Raw genomic sequence first — 12,982 nt, 5'->3', positions numbered from 1 at the left:
GTAGCGCAGTTGCACCCGCACCTCGGTGCCCCGGTCGCCCGGGGCGGGCGCGAACCGGACCCGCCCGGCGTTGGCCACCCGGGTGCCCGGCAGCGAGCGCCAGGTGATGGCCCTGTTCGGCTGGTCGTCGACGATCTCGGCGTCCCACTCGACGTGGCGACCGGCCGGGCCGCGCGCGACCCAGTGGGAGCGGCGCAGGTCGTCGGCGCGTACCGACTCCAGGTGCGCCATGAACGTCGGCAGGTTCTCCATGTCGCGCCAGAACCGGTACGCCTCCGCGGGCGACCGGTTCACGGTCACCGCAATCTCCATCCGGATCACCCGGGCGCGGGCCCGTCGCGCGCGGCCGGCGCCGATGGCGACGGCCGCGTCCAGGGCGGTGATGCCGGCGATCGCGGCGGTCGTCAGCGCCAGGCGCCGTCGGCGGTCACCCCGACGGTCGGCCATCGCCCGGCCCAGCAGGGTGAGGTCGAGCGCGTCACCGGCCACCCGCGTCCACGCCCAGCCGACAGGGCGGCGGCCGGTGAGCAGGCCGACGGCGTGCACCAGCTCGCGTGCGCCGACGGCCGGGACGACCGCCTGCGCCGCCGGGGAGTCGTCCACCCCGGTCAGTCGCGCGAGGGATCGGGGTGCGGCCAGGGCGCCCACGCCCAGGGCCAGACTCAACAGGCCCAGCGCCCTCGGCAGGGTCGTCGGGACCGGCCCGTCCAGCTCCGGCAGGAGCACCGTCTCCACTCGATCCATGTCCGGTCCCTTCCGCGGGGCCGTGCCCGCCGACGCGCGGCGCACCGGCGGTGGGTCCGCCTCCGTGACGCTATGCGGTACGCCCACCCCAGGAGACCGATTCGGGACAGAACGCCCAAAGGCCGCTCATCCCACGCGTACCCGGGTCCTCCTACAGCGCCCAGCGGAGCACGGTGATCAGGCCGACGACGGTGAGCGCCACCAGGACCAGACCGATCACGGTCGCCACCAGGCAACCCAGCGCGTCCCGCCACGAGTCGGGCTCAGCCGAGCGGGGGCCGAACTCGGTCCAGGTGACCGGGGCGGGGCCCTCCCGCTCGGCCTGGCGGACCAGCTGGGCGAGCCGCGCGCCCGCCACCGGCCCGAGCCGGTCGGTGGGGTCGGCGATCACCCTCAACGCGCGCAGACGTCGCCAGGCGCCCGGGTAGGACCTCTCGAACGCGACGACCTCCTGCGCGCCGGCGTCCTCGGTGAGGAATCCCCACCGCCCAGCCTCGGCCACGTTGCCCACCTGCCGGTACAGCGCGGCACGCCGGGAGCGCAGCTCCAGGTCGTCGGGGTACGCGGCGTTCAGGCTCGTCAGCCGCTGCATCGCGGGGTGGACGTGCCCACGCCGCAGGTCGGCCTCGACCTTCGCCAGTACGCGCTCTCTCGCCATGGCGGACATTGTGAGCGGTACGCCTGCCGCGCCGACATCCAAATTCCGCCGAGCCACTGTTCAGCCTCTGTCCGGCTGCCGACCACCTGGACCCGCTTCACGCTCTCGCCCTGAACGACGCCCGCGCTGAGCGTTAACAGCCCCCCGCAGCGGGTAGCCGCCATCCGTTTCTAACCAGCGCGCGCCCGGGGAGGTGGGATGTCGGCGACCAGTGCCTTCTTCGAGCGGCTGGCCGCTGCCTGCCGGGATCCGCGTTTTCAGAAGGTGTGCGGAAGCGTGCGCTTCGACATCGGGAGCGGGGACGACCTGGAGCAGTGGCTCCTCGTCATCGACCACGGCGACATGCAGGTGTCCAGGAGCGGCGACCCCGCCACCACCGTCATCAGGGTGTCCGCGCAGGTCGCGGACGCGATGGCGCGCGGTGAGGTGAACGGGCTGGCGGCGATCGCCCGCGGCGAGATCCTGGTCGACGGTGATCTCGGCCTGGCGTTGCGCCTCGGACGGCTGTTTCCGCGAGCAGCCGGCCGCCCCACCGAGTCGGCCCGGCAAGCGGAACGTAGCCGATGAGGGACATCCCCGGCACCGTGTCGTGCATCGACGGGAACACGTTCATCGTGTCGGACGCCAGTGGCGACGTGCATTCCTCCCCGGCCACCCCGGTCGGGCTGTTCGCCGCCGACACCCGCTTCCTGTCCCGCTGGGTGCTCACCGTCAACGGTGAACGCATGGCCGCCCTGTCGGTGGACGACAGCCAGTACTACGAGGTCACGTTCTTCGTCGTGCCGGGTGGGGCGGTCGACTACGTCGAGGCGGACGTGTCCGCCATCCGGCGACGACACATCGGCCCGGACCTGACCGAGTCGCTGACGATCTTCAACTACGGTCAGTCGATTGTCGACCTGGACGTCCGCCTGGAGGTGGCGGCCGACTTCGCCGACATCTTCGAGATCAAGTTCGACCTCCACGACAAGGTCGGCAGCTACTACACCCAGGTCGACGCGAACGAGTTGCGGATGGGCTATCGGCGCGGCACGTACCGGCGCGTGGTTGTCGTGTCGGCGAGCGAGCCGGCCACCGTCGATCCGAGCGGCTTCCGGTTCGCCGTGCGCCTGGAGCCCGGGCAGCAGTGGACCACCCGGTTGCAGGCCGCCATGCGGGCACTGCGCCCGGACGGCGTCGACCTGCGTGACGCCCTACGGGCGCAGCGCCCGGACGACTCCACTCTGCCGGACAGCGTGCGGGAGTGGGTCGCGCAGGCGCCGACACTGGACACCGATAGCGCGGCGCTGCAGCAGGTGTACCACCGCAGCCTGGTGGACCTGGCGGCGCTGCGCTTCGCGCCGCTCTCGCTCGGCGGCGCGACCGTACCCGCAGCCGGGTTGCCCTGGTTCATGACCCTGTTCGGCCGCGACAGCCTGCTGACCTGCCTGCAGACCCTGCCCATCACACCGTCGTTGGCCCCGCCGACGCTGCGGATCCTCGCGTCGTTGCAGGGCGCCCGGTCCGACGACGTCCTGGAGGAGGACCCCGGCCGGATCCTGCACGAGCTGCGCTACGGGGAGTCTGCCGCGTTCGAGGAACAGCCACACTCGCCCTACTACGGCACGGTCGACGCGTCGCCCCTGTTCGTGGTGCTGCTCGACGAGTACGAGCGGTGGAGCGGCGACACCGCGCTGGTGATGGAGTTGGAGCAGGAGGCTCGCGCGGCCCTGACCTGGATCGACACGTACGCCGACCTGACGTCGACCGGCTACGTCTGGTACGAGAAACGCAACCGCGCCACCGGCCTGGACAACCAGTGCTGGAAGGACTCCTGGGACAGCATCTCCTACGTCGACGGCCGGCTGCCCGGGTTCCCGAGGGCCACGTGCGAGACCCAGGGGTACGCCTACGACGCCAAGATGCGCGGGGCGCGGTTGGCGCGCGCCTTCTGGGGCGACCCCGACTACGCCGACCGCCTGGAAAGCGAGGCGGCAGAGTTGTACGACCGCTTCAACCGCGATTTCTGGCTCGACGACGACGGCTACTACGCCCTCGCGCTCGACCACGACGGGACGCCGGTCGACAGCCTCTCCTCGAACATCGGGCATCTGCTGTGGAGCGGCATCGTGCCACCCGAGCGGGCCGCACGTGTCGTCGAGCACCTGATGGGTCCGGCGCTCTTCTCGGGCTGGGGGGTGCGGACCTTCGCGGAGGGGCAGGGCCGCTACAACCCGCTCGGATACCACAACGGCACGGTCTGGCCGTTCGACAACTCCTTCATCGCCTGGGGCCTGCGCCGGTACGGGTTCGGCACGGAGGCCGGCCGCATCGCCGAGGGCATCCTGTCCGCCGCGACCTTCTTTCAGGGCCGGCTGCCCGAGGCGTTCGGTGGGTACGACCGCAGCACCACCCGCTACCCGGTCCGGTACCCGACCGCCGGCAGCCCGCAGGCGTGGTCCAGCGGGGCGCCCATGCTGCTGCTGCGCACCTTGCTCGGCATCGACCCGCACGACGACCATCTCGCCGTGAACCCCGCGTTGCCGGCCGCCTTCGCCCGGGTCGCGTTGCTGGACATTCCCGGCCGGTGGGGCCGGGTCGACGCGTTCGCCCGCCACCGGCCTGACCGGCCGCCGTCGACGGATGGAACCGCCTGACGGTCACTCCGGACTGGCGTGCAGGACGTCGCGGGCCTGTTCGGCGGCGCGGGTGATGCTCTCGCTGATGAAGTCCAGGAAGCGGGCGATGTTCTCCAGGCGGGCGGCGGCGGGGGTGTGCGGACCGAGGACGGCGACGCCCTGGCGTGCCGTCTCGACGAGCTGGTCGTTGGCGCGGGCGCTGGCGATCGTCGCCTGGTAGAAGAGCTCGTTGTCGACGACGTAGCGGTCGCGGCGGCGCTCGTCGCGCTCCCGGCGCACGAGGCTCTGGCTCTCCAGGAAGGCGATCGCCTTGGAGATGGACGCCGGGCTGACCTGGAGGCGCTGGGCGAGCTCCGACGCGGTCAGGCTGCCCGTGTCGGTGGTGAACAGGCAGGTCAGCACCCGGGCCGACATCTTGTTCAGGCCTGAGGCCATGAGGACGGTCGTGAACGTCTCCTCGTACTCGGCGACGGCCTCGGCGTCACGGCCGTGCGGCTGCGGGACCGACTCGGCCGCGCGGGCGGAGGCGGGCGCGCGTCGGCGGGCGCGGCGTTCGGTGGCGCGGTGGGCCAGGTCGGCGCGGTAGGCGTTCGGACCGCCGTTGCGCAACACCTCGCGGGTGACAGTCGAGGTCGGACGGTCGAGCCGCCGGGCGATCTCGGCGTACGGCAGGCTTTCGGCCAGCCCCAGCGCGATCTGCTGGCGTTCCTGCTGGGTGAGTCTGCCTCCCGGCATCGCGATCTCCTCGGTGGTGGTTTCTCGGAGCGCCTCGGCGCGCTCCCACCATAGCGTTCACCCTCATCCGGTTGCAATGGCACATCGCCGTAGCGTTGCGTTATATTCCGAACCATTGCAACACTTTCAAGCCCTTGAGCTGCTGGTACGTTGATTTAATGCAACAGGCTTGTTGCCGGCCCATGGAAAGCAACGTAGCGTTTCCCACATCAGAAACACCGGAACGAGCACCAGGAGAACGTGATGCAGAGCTTCCCGACCCCCGCGCCCATCTCCGCCGTCCTGGACATCCCCGCCGGGCGCGTCCAGTTCATCGCCGCCGACCGCGCGGACACCACAGTCGAGGTCCGGCCCACCGACGCCGGCCGGAGCCGCGACACCCGGGCCGCCGAGCGGACCACCATCGCGTACGCCGACGGCGTCCTGCGGGTCACGACCGCGACCCCTGCCAACCAGCTCCTCGGCCCCTCCGGCTCGGTGGAGGTGACCGTCCAACTGCCCGCCGACTCCCGCGTCGAGGTCCGGGCCGCCAGCGCCGAGCTGCGCGGCGTCGGACGCCTCGGTGACGTCACCGTCGACGGCGCGTACCGCCACATCAAGATCGACGAAGCCGCGAGCGTGCGTCTCACCGCGATCGACGGCGACGTCGAGGTCGGCCGGCTCAACGGCCCGGCCGAGATCAGCACGACGCGGGGCGACATCCTCGTCGCCGAGGCCCGGCGCGGCGCGGTCGTGCTGCGTACCCAGTCCGGCGACATCTCGGTCGCCGCCGCCAGCGGCGTCTCGGCCGCCCTGGACGCCGGCACCGGCCACGGCCGCGTCAGCAACGCCCTCACCAACACCGGCATCGCCGACCTCGACATCCACGCCACCACCTCGCACGGCGACATCACCGCCCGCAGCCTCTGAACCCCCAACCCCTCAGGAGTACGACCATGACGACGAACAATTCCTCCTCGACCAGCTCGACCTGGACCGGCATGGTGCCGGTCGACGACACGGCCCTGGCCGTCACCGACACCGGCGGTTCGGGCATCCCGGTGGTCTTCCTCAACGGCCAGTTCGCCACCCAGGGGTACTGGCGACGCGTCATCACCGACCTGGGCACCGGGTGGCGGCACATCACCTACGACGAGCGAGCCCGCGGCAGAAAGTCGGGGCGCTCGGCGGACTATTCGTTCGAGGCAGCCGTCCGGGACGTCGACGCCGTTCTCGCCGCCCGGGGCGTGGACCGGGCAGTGCTCGTGGGCTGGTCGTACGGCGCGGTCGTCGGCGCGCACTGGGCCAACCGGAACCCGCACCGTACCGTCGGCGCGGTGCTGGTCGACGGCGCGTTCCCGCACGACTGGCTGGACGAGGCCATGGAGCAGCGCATCCGGAAGCTGTTCCGGCGGATGCGGTGGTTCATGCCGCTGCTGCGCCCGACGGGCCTGGTCCCGCGGATGAACGCCGACGAGCAGGCAGAGAGCAACATCGAGCTGGGACGGCTCTCCGCCGAGCGCGAGCTGGGCCCGGTGCTCGACGCCATCACCGTTCCGGTGCGGTACGTGGTCGCGTCGGGGACGTCCTTCGGCAGCAAGGGCGACGAGCAGGAACGCATCCGTGCCAGCCTCGACGCGGTGACCGTCCGCAACCCGAACATCCGGGTCGGCGCGAAGGTCGCCAGCAACCACGGCGCGATCCTCAAGAAGGACTTCGCAGCGGTCGCCACCGCCGTACGCGAGGTCGCCGCCCTCGACCGCGAGGTCCGCTGACCCACTCCGCCCGCCGGGTCCCCCGGTCGCCTCGCGCGGCCGGGGTCGCCCGGTGGGCGACCCTGCGGGTCGTGGGCGCCCGATACGACCTGGACAACGGGCGGGTCTCACTGGTGGCCTGACGACGTCCCCTCCCCCGGCCGTCCGTCCGGTACGGGCGGCCGGGTGGACGTCGCGACCGGCGGCTGTCGCACCGTCCAGGTGATGGCGGGTGGGTGGACCCGGGCGCACACCGGCCCGCCGGTCGCGTCCGTCAGCCCCAGACTGCCCACCAGCAGCCCGTTGCCCTCGTGCGCGGCGCGCAGCAGCTCGGTCGGAATGTCGGTGAACATCAGCTTTGCTCGCCGGAACATCGCGAACCCGTCATCGGACAGCGCGCCCCAGCTCAGGTACAGAAACCGCGCTCCGGGGCGCCCGTGCACGAATGGTCCGCCGACGTCCAGCACCCCGTCGACCTCCCGGCTGGACACCTCGACGTACCAGCTCGCCTTGGCCGCGTCGGCCCGTACGCGATCGATCACCTCGGTCTTGCGCTGGATTCCGACGTGCACGTTGCCGAGCCGCAGCGCGTCGGCGTCCGCGCCGGCCCGACGGCCTGGGAGGTCACTGCCCTCGATCCGGATCCGCACGCCACCGACTCTAGTTTCTCGGCGCCGACCGCCCGGTTGCAGCACCCCGCGGGCGGTACGTCATGAGGACGACGCCGGACTCGAAGGGTTCGGCGGACACCAGGTCCAGTCGTGCGGGCGGTCGCCCGCCGTCGAACAGCGCCTTGCCCTGGCGCAGGAACAGGGGGTGCACCAGGAGGTGAATCTCGTCGATGAGCCGGAGATCGGCAAGGGAGCGGATCACCGCCAGACTGCCGTACACCACGATGTCCCGCCGGATTCACGCTTGATCTCGGCGATCTCGTCGGGGTCGATGCGCGCGATCCTCCGGGTGCCCTTCCAGTCTGCGATGTTTCCCGAGGCGGAGACGACGATCTTTTCCAGGGCGTCGAGTCGCTGGGCATATCCGCGGACGGCCGCCGGTTCGTCGGGGTTGCGGGCGGCCACCGGCCAGTAGCCGGCGAAGTCGGCGTGGGTGACCCGGCCCAGCATCAGGCTGCCGGCGCTCTCCACCAGATCCCGCTCGTACCTCTGCAGCTGGTCGTCGGCCAGCAGCCAGTCCATCTCGTCGTCCGGGCCGGCGACGAATCCGTCCAGGGTGATCCACATCGACACGACGATCTTCGGCATCCCAGTCCTCCATCATGGTGCGTTGATGCTGGTCAGCGACCGCCGCCGAGCGCGGCTCGGACCGGTTCCGGTGTCCGGTCGGGAAAGCGCTCCTGGAAGTCGACGACTCCGACCCACGTCGGGCGCAGGCCGATCCGGACCATCCGGAGGCCCGGCTTGTCGATCGCCGTCAGGTAGGCGTCGCCCACCTCGTCGCCCATCCCCGCGCGCTGGATGACGGCGTACTCCGGCAGGACGCCCTCGACCTCCGTCAGGGTGACCTTCCCGCGCAGCATGAGCACCTCGGGTAGCCCGTCGGCGGTGTCGATGCAGATCGCCACGTCCGGTCGGGCACGCAGGTCGCGGATCTTGTACGTGCCGGCGAACGCGCCGACGACCAGCTCGTCGCCGGTCCACAGGAAATTCACCGGGATCAGCCGCGGCGTCCCGTCCCCGCTGGTGTAGGCGAGCCGGGCCAGTGGCGCCCCGAGCAGGCGCCGCGCCACGGGGGTGTCGAGCAGCTGCTCGGCCCCCGGCGTTTCAACGACCTGCTCGGCGGGCTCCCCGGGGTCAGCCCGAACGTGCTGAGCCAGCGGCTGCGCGAGCTGACCGAGCACGGCGTGGTGCGACGGCGGGACCTGGGGCCGCCGACGCGTGTCCACCTCTACGAGCTGACCGAATGGGGGCGCGCACTGGAGCCCATCCTGCTGCAGTTCGGCCGCTGGGGCAGCCAGTCCCCGCAGCTCCCCGAGGGCGCTCTCGGCATCGACTCCCTGCTGCTCACCCTCAAGGCGGGGTTCGATCCGGCGCGAGCGGCCGATCTCCGCGGCGTCTACGCGTTCCACATCGACGCCGACACCTACCTCGCCGAGGTCGCCGACGACTCGGTGCAGCTGCGCCGCGGCACGACCCCCGAACCCGACGCGACACTCACCACCGACATCGACACCCTCCGAGCCGTCTGCGGGCACCAGATCACCGTGGCGGCGGCAGTGGACGCGGGCGTGCTTGACCTGACCGGTGACAAGGACGCCACGCAGCGCCTCACCGATCTCCTCCTGACTCCGTTCACACCCCGCGCCTTCGCCGACGACGGCACCTAGCGGGGCGGGTGACGCCGGCGCTGCCCCAGCCGGGCCAGCATGTTCTGGTACGCCTTGGTCCGGTCGGCCGCTCGCGGGGACAGCACGTCGGCGCTCATTCCCGCGGACGCTTCGCGCGCGGCAGCGGCGGCCGCCGCGTCGACGAGTGCCCGAAACGCTCGTTCCCGCTCCCGGTGCCGTTCGGACCAGGGTCGGACGGCTCTCGCGGCGAGGTACAGGCCGGCCGCGACGCAGCCGACCGCGATGAGCAGCAGGAACAGGAACGCCACCACCTCGTCGAAGGAGGGCAGAGCCCCGGCCCGGCCGACGGACCGCTCCAGTTGCCGGTCGTCGAGGGCGTCGAGGTAGTCGCCCGCGCCAGCTCCGCCCAGGACGACGAACACCAGGAAGGCGATCACCTGCATCAGCAGGCCGTACCGGGATCGATCGATCCAGGCGGCCGGCGAGGCCGGCCTCGACGCGTACGCCGCACCGAGCCGGAACGCCGACGGTACGAGCACGATCGCGGCGGCCAGCCCACCCGCCACGAGCTGGGCGCTCAGGATGCCCGCGACCCGCGGATCGGGCCAACCCCGGGCCAACCAGGTGACGAGGACGAGGAGGCCCGTCCACCCGGCGACGAACGTCAGCGCACGCCGCACGGCTGCCGCCCGCGCCGCCGGCCTGGCCCGTTCCGCCTCGGCGGCCTGCCACTGGTCGATCTGCCGCTGCGCGGTGCGGCGCTCCTCGGCGGCCTGGTGTCGCTGCGCCTCCCGCCGGGCCCGCTCGTCGGCACGCCGGGCGTCCTCCGCCTCCCGCCGGGCGCGCTCGTCGGGGCCGACGAACGGCGCCAGCAGGTGGGGCCGGTTCGGCTCCCGCAGCGGATGCCGCGGTGGCAGGTCGGCGGGGGCGCGCCACCCGAGGTCGGTGCCGAGCACCACCCGCATTCCACCGACCAGCCGGTCGGGCAGGAGCGTCGCGACAGCGGAGGCGTCGCGTCGGGCGTCGAGGCCGTCGACGATGAGCACCAGCCGCTCGCCCCGCCGCTCGCACGCCTGGGCCGCGTCGACGTACCGGCCCAGCAGGTGCGCCTCCCGGGTGGACCAGGTGAAATGGCCCGGCATGGACCGGTCGGTCAGCTCGACCAACTGCTCCAGCACGACGTCGACGAACGCCTCGCGGGTCTCCCGCTCGGTGCGGCCGGCGACGACGAAGTACGACACGACCCGTACTCCCGGGGGCGGGTGGAGCACGAACCAGGACAGCAGCGCGGTCATCCCGGTGCCCGGGGCAGCCTCCCACCGCAGGTACGCGCCCGACCCGTCACCCGTGCAGAAGGCCGCGAGCCGCGCCAGCTCGGCATCGCGGTCGAGCAGGTCGGCCGGGGCGATCCGGTGCACCTCCGCCAGGTACGCCGACCGTACGACCGGGCCGAAGGTGTTGTACTGGCGGCTGTGGGGGCCGAACTGGACGCCCTGGGCGTGGCGGGCGTCGATGCCGCGCGACCGGTCGTCCTCCGACTGCCCGCTGTCGCCCATCTGCCCGGCTGCCTCAGTTGAAGGTGATGTGCTGGGTGCTGTAGCTGCCGAGTTGGACGCCCTTCGCCCCGCGCAGGTCGACCTGCCCGATCTCGGTGCGCACCCCGGTCGCCTCGGCCCTCGCCAGTAGCTCCCGCGCGAGGCTGAGGATCTGCTCGTCCCGGTCGACGCCCGCGCGGGTGAGATCGTCGGCGAGGTGCACCTGCCAGACGCCCGAGTCGGTGCCCCCGGCCTCGAACGCTCGCAGCGCCTCCTGGCCCTCGCCGGTCAGCCGGCGACGCACCAGGCCCCGGAAGCTCTCGGCGGCATCGCGGACCGCGGCGCTTGTCGCGTCGGCCACGCCTGTCGACGCGCCGAGCGCCAGGGCGGCGAGAAGCAGTTCCACACCGTCCACGGGTACCTCCGTCATTGCTGCCATCAGCGTTCCCCTATTGCACCATCCGGGCGCCGCGTGTGGACACCCGCGCCGGCTCCCCCGCCGGGACCGGCGGAAGCGACGGCGACCGTCCACGCAGGTGAGTTCGGGCGTGCAGGGCGAGCGCGGCCAATGTGTCCGGATCACGACACGCCCAGGTGGAGTGAGCCGCGGCGGTTCCGGCACGGGCGCTGCACGCCTGGGCCCACCGCACGAGCCGCCGTGGCTAGGGTGCAGACATGGTTGATCGGCGCCAGGTGATGAACTTCCGCGTCCGGGCTCAGCAGCTCGACCGGGACGATGGCGCGCTCGCCGACACCGCCGTCCTCGACATCGGGGTGCAGAACACCGGTCCGGACGGGGCCCGGTGGGCCCTCGCTGTCCGTGGGGTCGACGTGACCGCGATGTCCGACGCGGACGTGGTCCTGCTGTGGACGGTGCGCGGCGCCCCGCACCTCTACCGCCGAGCCGATGTGGGCCACGTGGTGGCCGCTGTCGAACCGTTCTCCGACGCCGACGCGGGCAAGCGCATCTACGACGCCGCCAAGCCGTTGAAGGCCGCCGGCATCGACAACCTCGCCGCCCTCGACGAGGTGGCCGCGCGCATGCGGACCATCGTCACCACGCCGACGGTCAAGGGAGAGGTCTCCGGCCGCCTGGCCACGGTGCTGCCCGAGCCGTACCTGCGGTTCTGCCGGGTGTGCGACGCCACACACCTCTACGAGATGCCGTTCCGGCTCGCCGCCGCGCGGGCCGGCCTGGAGCTGCAACTCGACACCTCGCCGCCGATCCTGCGCCGCATCACCGGGTTCACGAGGGCCGCCGCCCCGGTCGACCGGTTCGACCTGGTCCGCGCATACCTTCGCCTGCTCGGCCCGGCCACCCCGCAACAGGTGGCCGGCTATCTCGACGCCCCCGTGAAGGACGTCAAGGCGCGCTGGCCCGACGACGTGGTCGAGGTGACGGTCGACGGCGAGGTGCGCTGGCTGCTGGCCGCCGACGACAAGGCGCTGGAGTCGGCCGACGCCACCACAAGCCGCCTCCTCGGCCCGTTCGACCTGTTCCTCCAGGCCAGGGACCGGGCGACGCTGGTGCCCGACCCCGCCCACGCCAAGGAGTTGTGGCCGGTGCTGGGTCGGCCGGGCGCCGTCCTGGTCGACGGCGACCTGGTGGGCACCTGGCGACCCCGCAAGTCCGGCAGGACGCTCACGATCGCGGTCCAGCCCTGGCAGAGACTGTCGGCGGGGACGCGCGACGCCATCACCGCACAGGCCGAACACCTCGCCGCGCATCGCGACGTGTCGCTCGCCAGCGTCGACTTCGCCAGCTAGCGGCCAGCACGACGAACGGCCGATCGGCCGGTACGGACGAGTACGCCGTGAAAGACTGTGGGGCGTCCTCGGCCGTCGACACCAGTCAACGAGCCCCCTCCCCCATCGGCCGCGGCAGGCACCGGCGCCCGGCGCGTGGAAGGGGCGAGGATGCAGCCAACCTGGCTCGTGGCGCTCTCCTGGGCCTCGCTCGCGGTCGGTGTCGTCAGCTTCGCGATCGTCCTCGCCGACACCTATCTCTTCGGGCACCGTCAGCCGGTCAAGGTCATGGAGATCGTCTGGCTGGTAACCGTCCTCTACGTCGGTCCAGCGGCCGTTTGCCTCTACTGGAAATGGGGCAGGCCCGAGGCGCTCTCGCCACGGCGGCGGGACGATCAACCTCGACGGCCCCACCGGGGCATCATCCTGACCCAGGTGTCCCGTTGTGGCGCGCACTGCGCTCTCGGCTTCATCGTCGCCGAGGTCGCCCTGTACGCCGTCAGATTCGACCCGGCCCAGAACGGGCTGTGGATCGCTTACGCCGGCGACTATCTGGCGGCGGTGACGATCGCTGTTCTCTTTCGGCTCTTCGACCGGCCGGATCGCAGCGTCGCACAGATCGGGTACGCGCTGACAACAGTCGTGAAGATCGAACTGCTGACGATCACCGCGTTCGAGGTGGCGCTGTTCGCGTGGTTGACGCTGGCGCATCACATGGTCTTTCCGGAGCCAACCCTGCGACCCGACAGCCCGACATTCTGGTTCGCCGGCCAGATCGGGCTGATCGCTGGCTTCATCACGGCCTGGCCCGCCGCCTCCTGGCAGGTCGGCCGAGGGCTGAGCGTCGCGCCCCGCTGACGTCGCCAGACCTCACGCTGACGGTCGCGGCGAGGCCCGGACGGGTCCCGCCG

The 12,982-nt window shown here is 72.0% G+C and carries 16 protein-coding genes; 7 read left to right on the top strand and 9 right to left on the bottom strand.

Going from position 1 to position 12,982, the window contains the following annotated elements:
* Together AB0J68_RS13945 and AB0J68_RS13940 are read right to left on the bottom strand one after the other, a co-directional pair.
* Positions 1 to 744 (bottom strand): SRPBCC family protein (locus AB0J68_RS13945; RefSeq protein WP_363938684.1); only part of this gene is annotated, 744 nt, incomplete at its 3' end.
* A 151-nt stretch (positions 745 to 895) separates the two neighbouring features.
* Positions 896 to 1,402, bottom strand: coding sequence for a DUF6584 family protein (locus tag AB0J68_RS13940; protein ID WP_354862279.1), 507 nt, complete (start codon positions 1,400 to 1,402; stop codon positions 896 to 898).
* Between the two features lie 198 nt (positions 1,403 to 1,600).
* Between AB0J68_RS13940 and AB0J68_RS13935 the strand changes: the two genes are divergently transcribed.
* On the top strand, positions 1,601 to 1,969 hold the full coding sequence (locus tag AB0J68_RS13935; RefSeq protein WP_363938680.1) for an SCP2 sterol-binding domain-containing protein: 369 nt from the start codon (positions 1,601 to 1,603) through the stop codon (positions 1,967 to 1,969).
* Between the two features lie 5 nt (positions 1,970 to 1,974).
* Positions 1,975 to 4,038, top strand: coding sequence for a glycogen debranching N-terminal domain-containing protein (locus tag AB0J68_RS13930; RefSeq protein ID WP_363938687.1), 2,064 nt, complete (start codon positions 1,975 to 1,977; stop codon positions 4,036 to 4,038).
* A 3-nt stretch (positions 4,039 to 4,041) separates the two neighbouring features.
* On the opposite strand, the gene AB0J68_RS13925 is transcribed toward AB0J68_RS13930, so the two are convergent.
* A complete protein-coding gene (locus tag AB0J68_RS13925; RefSeq protein WP_363938677.1) occupies positions 4,042 to 4,755 on the bottom strand; it encodes a helix-turn-helix domain-containing protein in 714 nt (237 codons plus the stop codon).
* A gap of 243 nt (positions 4,756 to 4,998) precedes the next feature.
* On the opposite strand from AB0J68_RS13925, the gene AB0J68_RS13920 reads away from it, so the two are divergent.
* Positions 4,999 to 5,664, top strand: coding sequence for a DUF4097 family beta strand repeat-containing protein (locus AB0J68_RS13920; RefSeq protein WP_363938674.1), 666 nt, complete (start codon positions 4,999 to 5,001; stop codon positions 5,662 to 5,664).
* Positions 5,665 to 5,690: 26 nt separating this feature from the next.
* The gene (locus AB0J68_RS13915) at positions 5,691 to 6,509 is read left to right on the top strand and encodes an alpha/beta fold hydrolase (protein WP_355137014.1); all 819 of its coding nucleotides are present in this window, start codon (positions 5,691 to 5,693) and stop codon (positions 6,507 to 6,509) included.
* A 107-nt stretch (positions 6,510 to 6,616) separates the two neighbouring features.
* Here the strand turns inward: AB0J68_RS13915 and AB0J68_RS13910 are convergent, their stop codons facing one another.
* Genes AB0J68_RS13910 through AB0J68_RS13895 form a run of 4 tightly spaced genes read right to left on the bottom strand, consistent with a single transcriptional unit; the run spans position 6,617 to position 8,343 of the window.
* Complete coding sequence (locus tag AB0J68_RS13910) at positions 6,617 to 7,138, bottom strand: DUF5990 family protein (RefSeq protein WP_363938671.1); 522 nt, start codon at positions 7,136 to 7,138, stop codon at positions 6,617 to 6,619.
* Positions 7,139 to 7,148: 10 nt separating this feature from the next.
* Positions 7,149 to 7,361 (bottom strand): dihydrofolate reductase family protein, encoded by a 213-nt coding sequence (locus AB0J68_RS13905; RefSeq protein ID WP_363938668.1) that lies wholly within the window; start codon positions 7,359 to 7,361, stop codon positions 7,149 to 7,151.
* The gene (locus AB0J68_RS13900) at positions 7,358 to 7,747 is read right to left on the bottom strand and encodes a dihydrofolate reductase family protein (protein ID WP_363938665.1); all 390 of its coding nucleotides are present in this window, start codon (positions 7,745 to 7,747) and stop codon (positions 7,358 to 7,360) included. The genes AB0J68_RS13905 and AB0J68_RS13900 overlap by 4 nt, the downstream gene beginning before the upstream one ends.
* 32 nt (positions 7,748 to 7,779) lie before the next feature.
* Positions 7,780 to 8,343: a pyridoxamine 5'-phosphate oxidase family protein gene (locus AB0J68_RS13895; RefSeq protein ID WP_363938662.1), complete on the bottom strand. Its 564-nt coding sequence runs from the start codon at positions 8,341 to 8,343 to the stop codon at positions 7,780 to 7,782.
* On the opposite strand from AB0J68_RS13895, the gene AB0J68_RS13890 reads away from it, so the two are divergent.
* Entirely contained in the window at positions 8,308 to 8,829 is a 522-nt protein-coding gene (locus AB0J68_RS13890; RefSeq protein WP_363938659.1) for a winged helix-turn-helix transcriptional regulator, read from the top strand. The genes AB0J68_RS13895 and AB0J68_RS13890 overlap by 36 nt on opposite strands.
* Here AB0J68_RS13890 and AB0J68_RS13885 read toward each other — a convergent pair.
* Both AB0J68_RS13885 and AB0J68_RS13880 read right to left on the bottom strand, forming a co-directional pair.
* Complete coding sequence (locus AB0J68_RS13885; RefSeq protein WP_363938656.1) at positions 8,826 to 10,346, bottom strand: hypothetical protein; 1,521 nt, start codon at positions 10,344 to 10,346, stop codon at positions 8,826 to 8,828. The genes AB0J68_RS13890 and AB0J68_RS13885 overlap by 4 nt on opposite strands.
* Before the next feature lie 13 nt (positions 10,347 to 10,359).
* Entirely contained in the window at positions 10,360 to 10,755 is a 396-nt protein-coding gene (locus AB0J68_RS13880) for a hypothetical protein (RefSeq protein ID WP_355067248.1), read from the bottom strand.
* A 245-nt stretch (positions 10,756 to 11,000) separates the two neighbouring features.
* On the opposite strand from AB0J68_RS13880, the gene AB0J68_RS13875 reads away from it, so the two are divergent.
* Positions 11,001 to 12,092: a winged helix DNA-binding domain-containing protein gene (locus AB0J68_RS13875; RefSeq protein ID WP_363938653.1), complete on the top strand. Its 1,092-nt coding sequence runs from the start codon at positions 11,001 to 11,003 to the stop codon at positions 12,090 to 12,092.
* 150 nt (positions 12,093 to 12,242) lie between these two features.
* Positions 12,243 to 12,929 carry a DUF4396 domain-containing protein gene (locus AB0J68_RS13870; protein WP_363938650.1) on the top strand — a complete coding sequence of 229 codons (687 nt, stop codon included), beginning with the start codon at positions 12,243 to 12,245 and terminating at the stop codon, positions 12,927 to 12,929.
* Positions 12,930 to 12,982 lie beyond the last annotated feature (53 nt).

The sequence above is a fragment of the Micromonospora sp. NPDC049580 genome (assembly GCF_040675595.1).
Classification (GTDB): Bacteria; Actinomycetota; Actinomycetes; order Mycobacteriales; family Micromonosporaceae; genus Micromonospora.
Note: the sequence above shows the minus strand (reverse complement) of the source record. Positions and strands in the feature narration are given on the sequence as shown.

Bases quoted from the DNA above. Each gene is read 5' to 3' on its own strand.
- AB0J68_RS13940 (WP_354862279.1), bottom strand. From the start codon at position 1,402: ATGGCGAGAGAGCGCGTACTGGCGAAGGTCGAGGCCGACCTGCGGCGT.
- AB0J68_RS13935 (WP_363938680.1), top strand. From the start codon at position 1,601: ATGTCGGCGACCAGTGCCTTCTTCGAGCGGCTGGCCGCTGCCTGCCGG.
- AB0J68_RS13925 (WP_363938677.1), bottom strand. From the start codon at position 4,755: ATGCCGGGAGGCAGACTCACCCAGCAGGAACGCCAGCAGATCGCGCTG.
- AB0J68_RS13920 (WP_363938674.1), top strand. From the start codon at position 4,999: ATGCAGAGCTTCCCGACCCCCGCGCCCATCTCCGCCGTCCTGGACATC.
- AB0J68_RS13915 (WP_355137014.1), top strand. From the start codon at position 5,691: ATGACGACGAACAATTCCTCCTCGACCAGCTCGACCTGGACCGGCATG.
- AB0J68_RS13900 (WP_363938665.1), bottom strand. From the start codon at position 7,747: ATGCCGAAGATCGTCGTGTCGATGTGGATCACCCTGGACGGATTCGTC.
- AB0J68_RS13885 (WP_363938656.1), bottom strand. From the start codon at position 10,346: ATGGGCGACAGCGGGCAGTCGGAGGACGACCGGTCGCGCGGCATCGAC.
- AB0J68_RS13880 (WP_355067248.1), bottom strand. From the start codon at position 10,755: ATGACGGAGGTACCCGTGGACGGTGTGGAACTGCTTCTCGCCGCCCTG.
- AB0J68_RS13875 (WP_363938653.1), top strand. From the start codon at position 11,001: ATGGTTGATCGGCGCCAGGTGATGAACTTCCGCGTCCGGGCTCAGCAG.
- AB0J68_RS13870 (WP_363938650.1), top strand. From the start codon at position 12,243: ATGCAGCCAACCTGGCTCGTGGCGCTCTCCTGGGCCTCGCTCGCGGTC.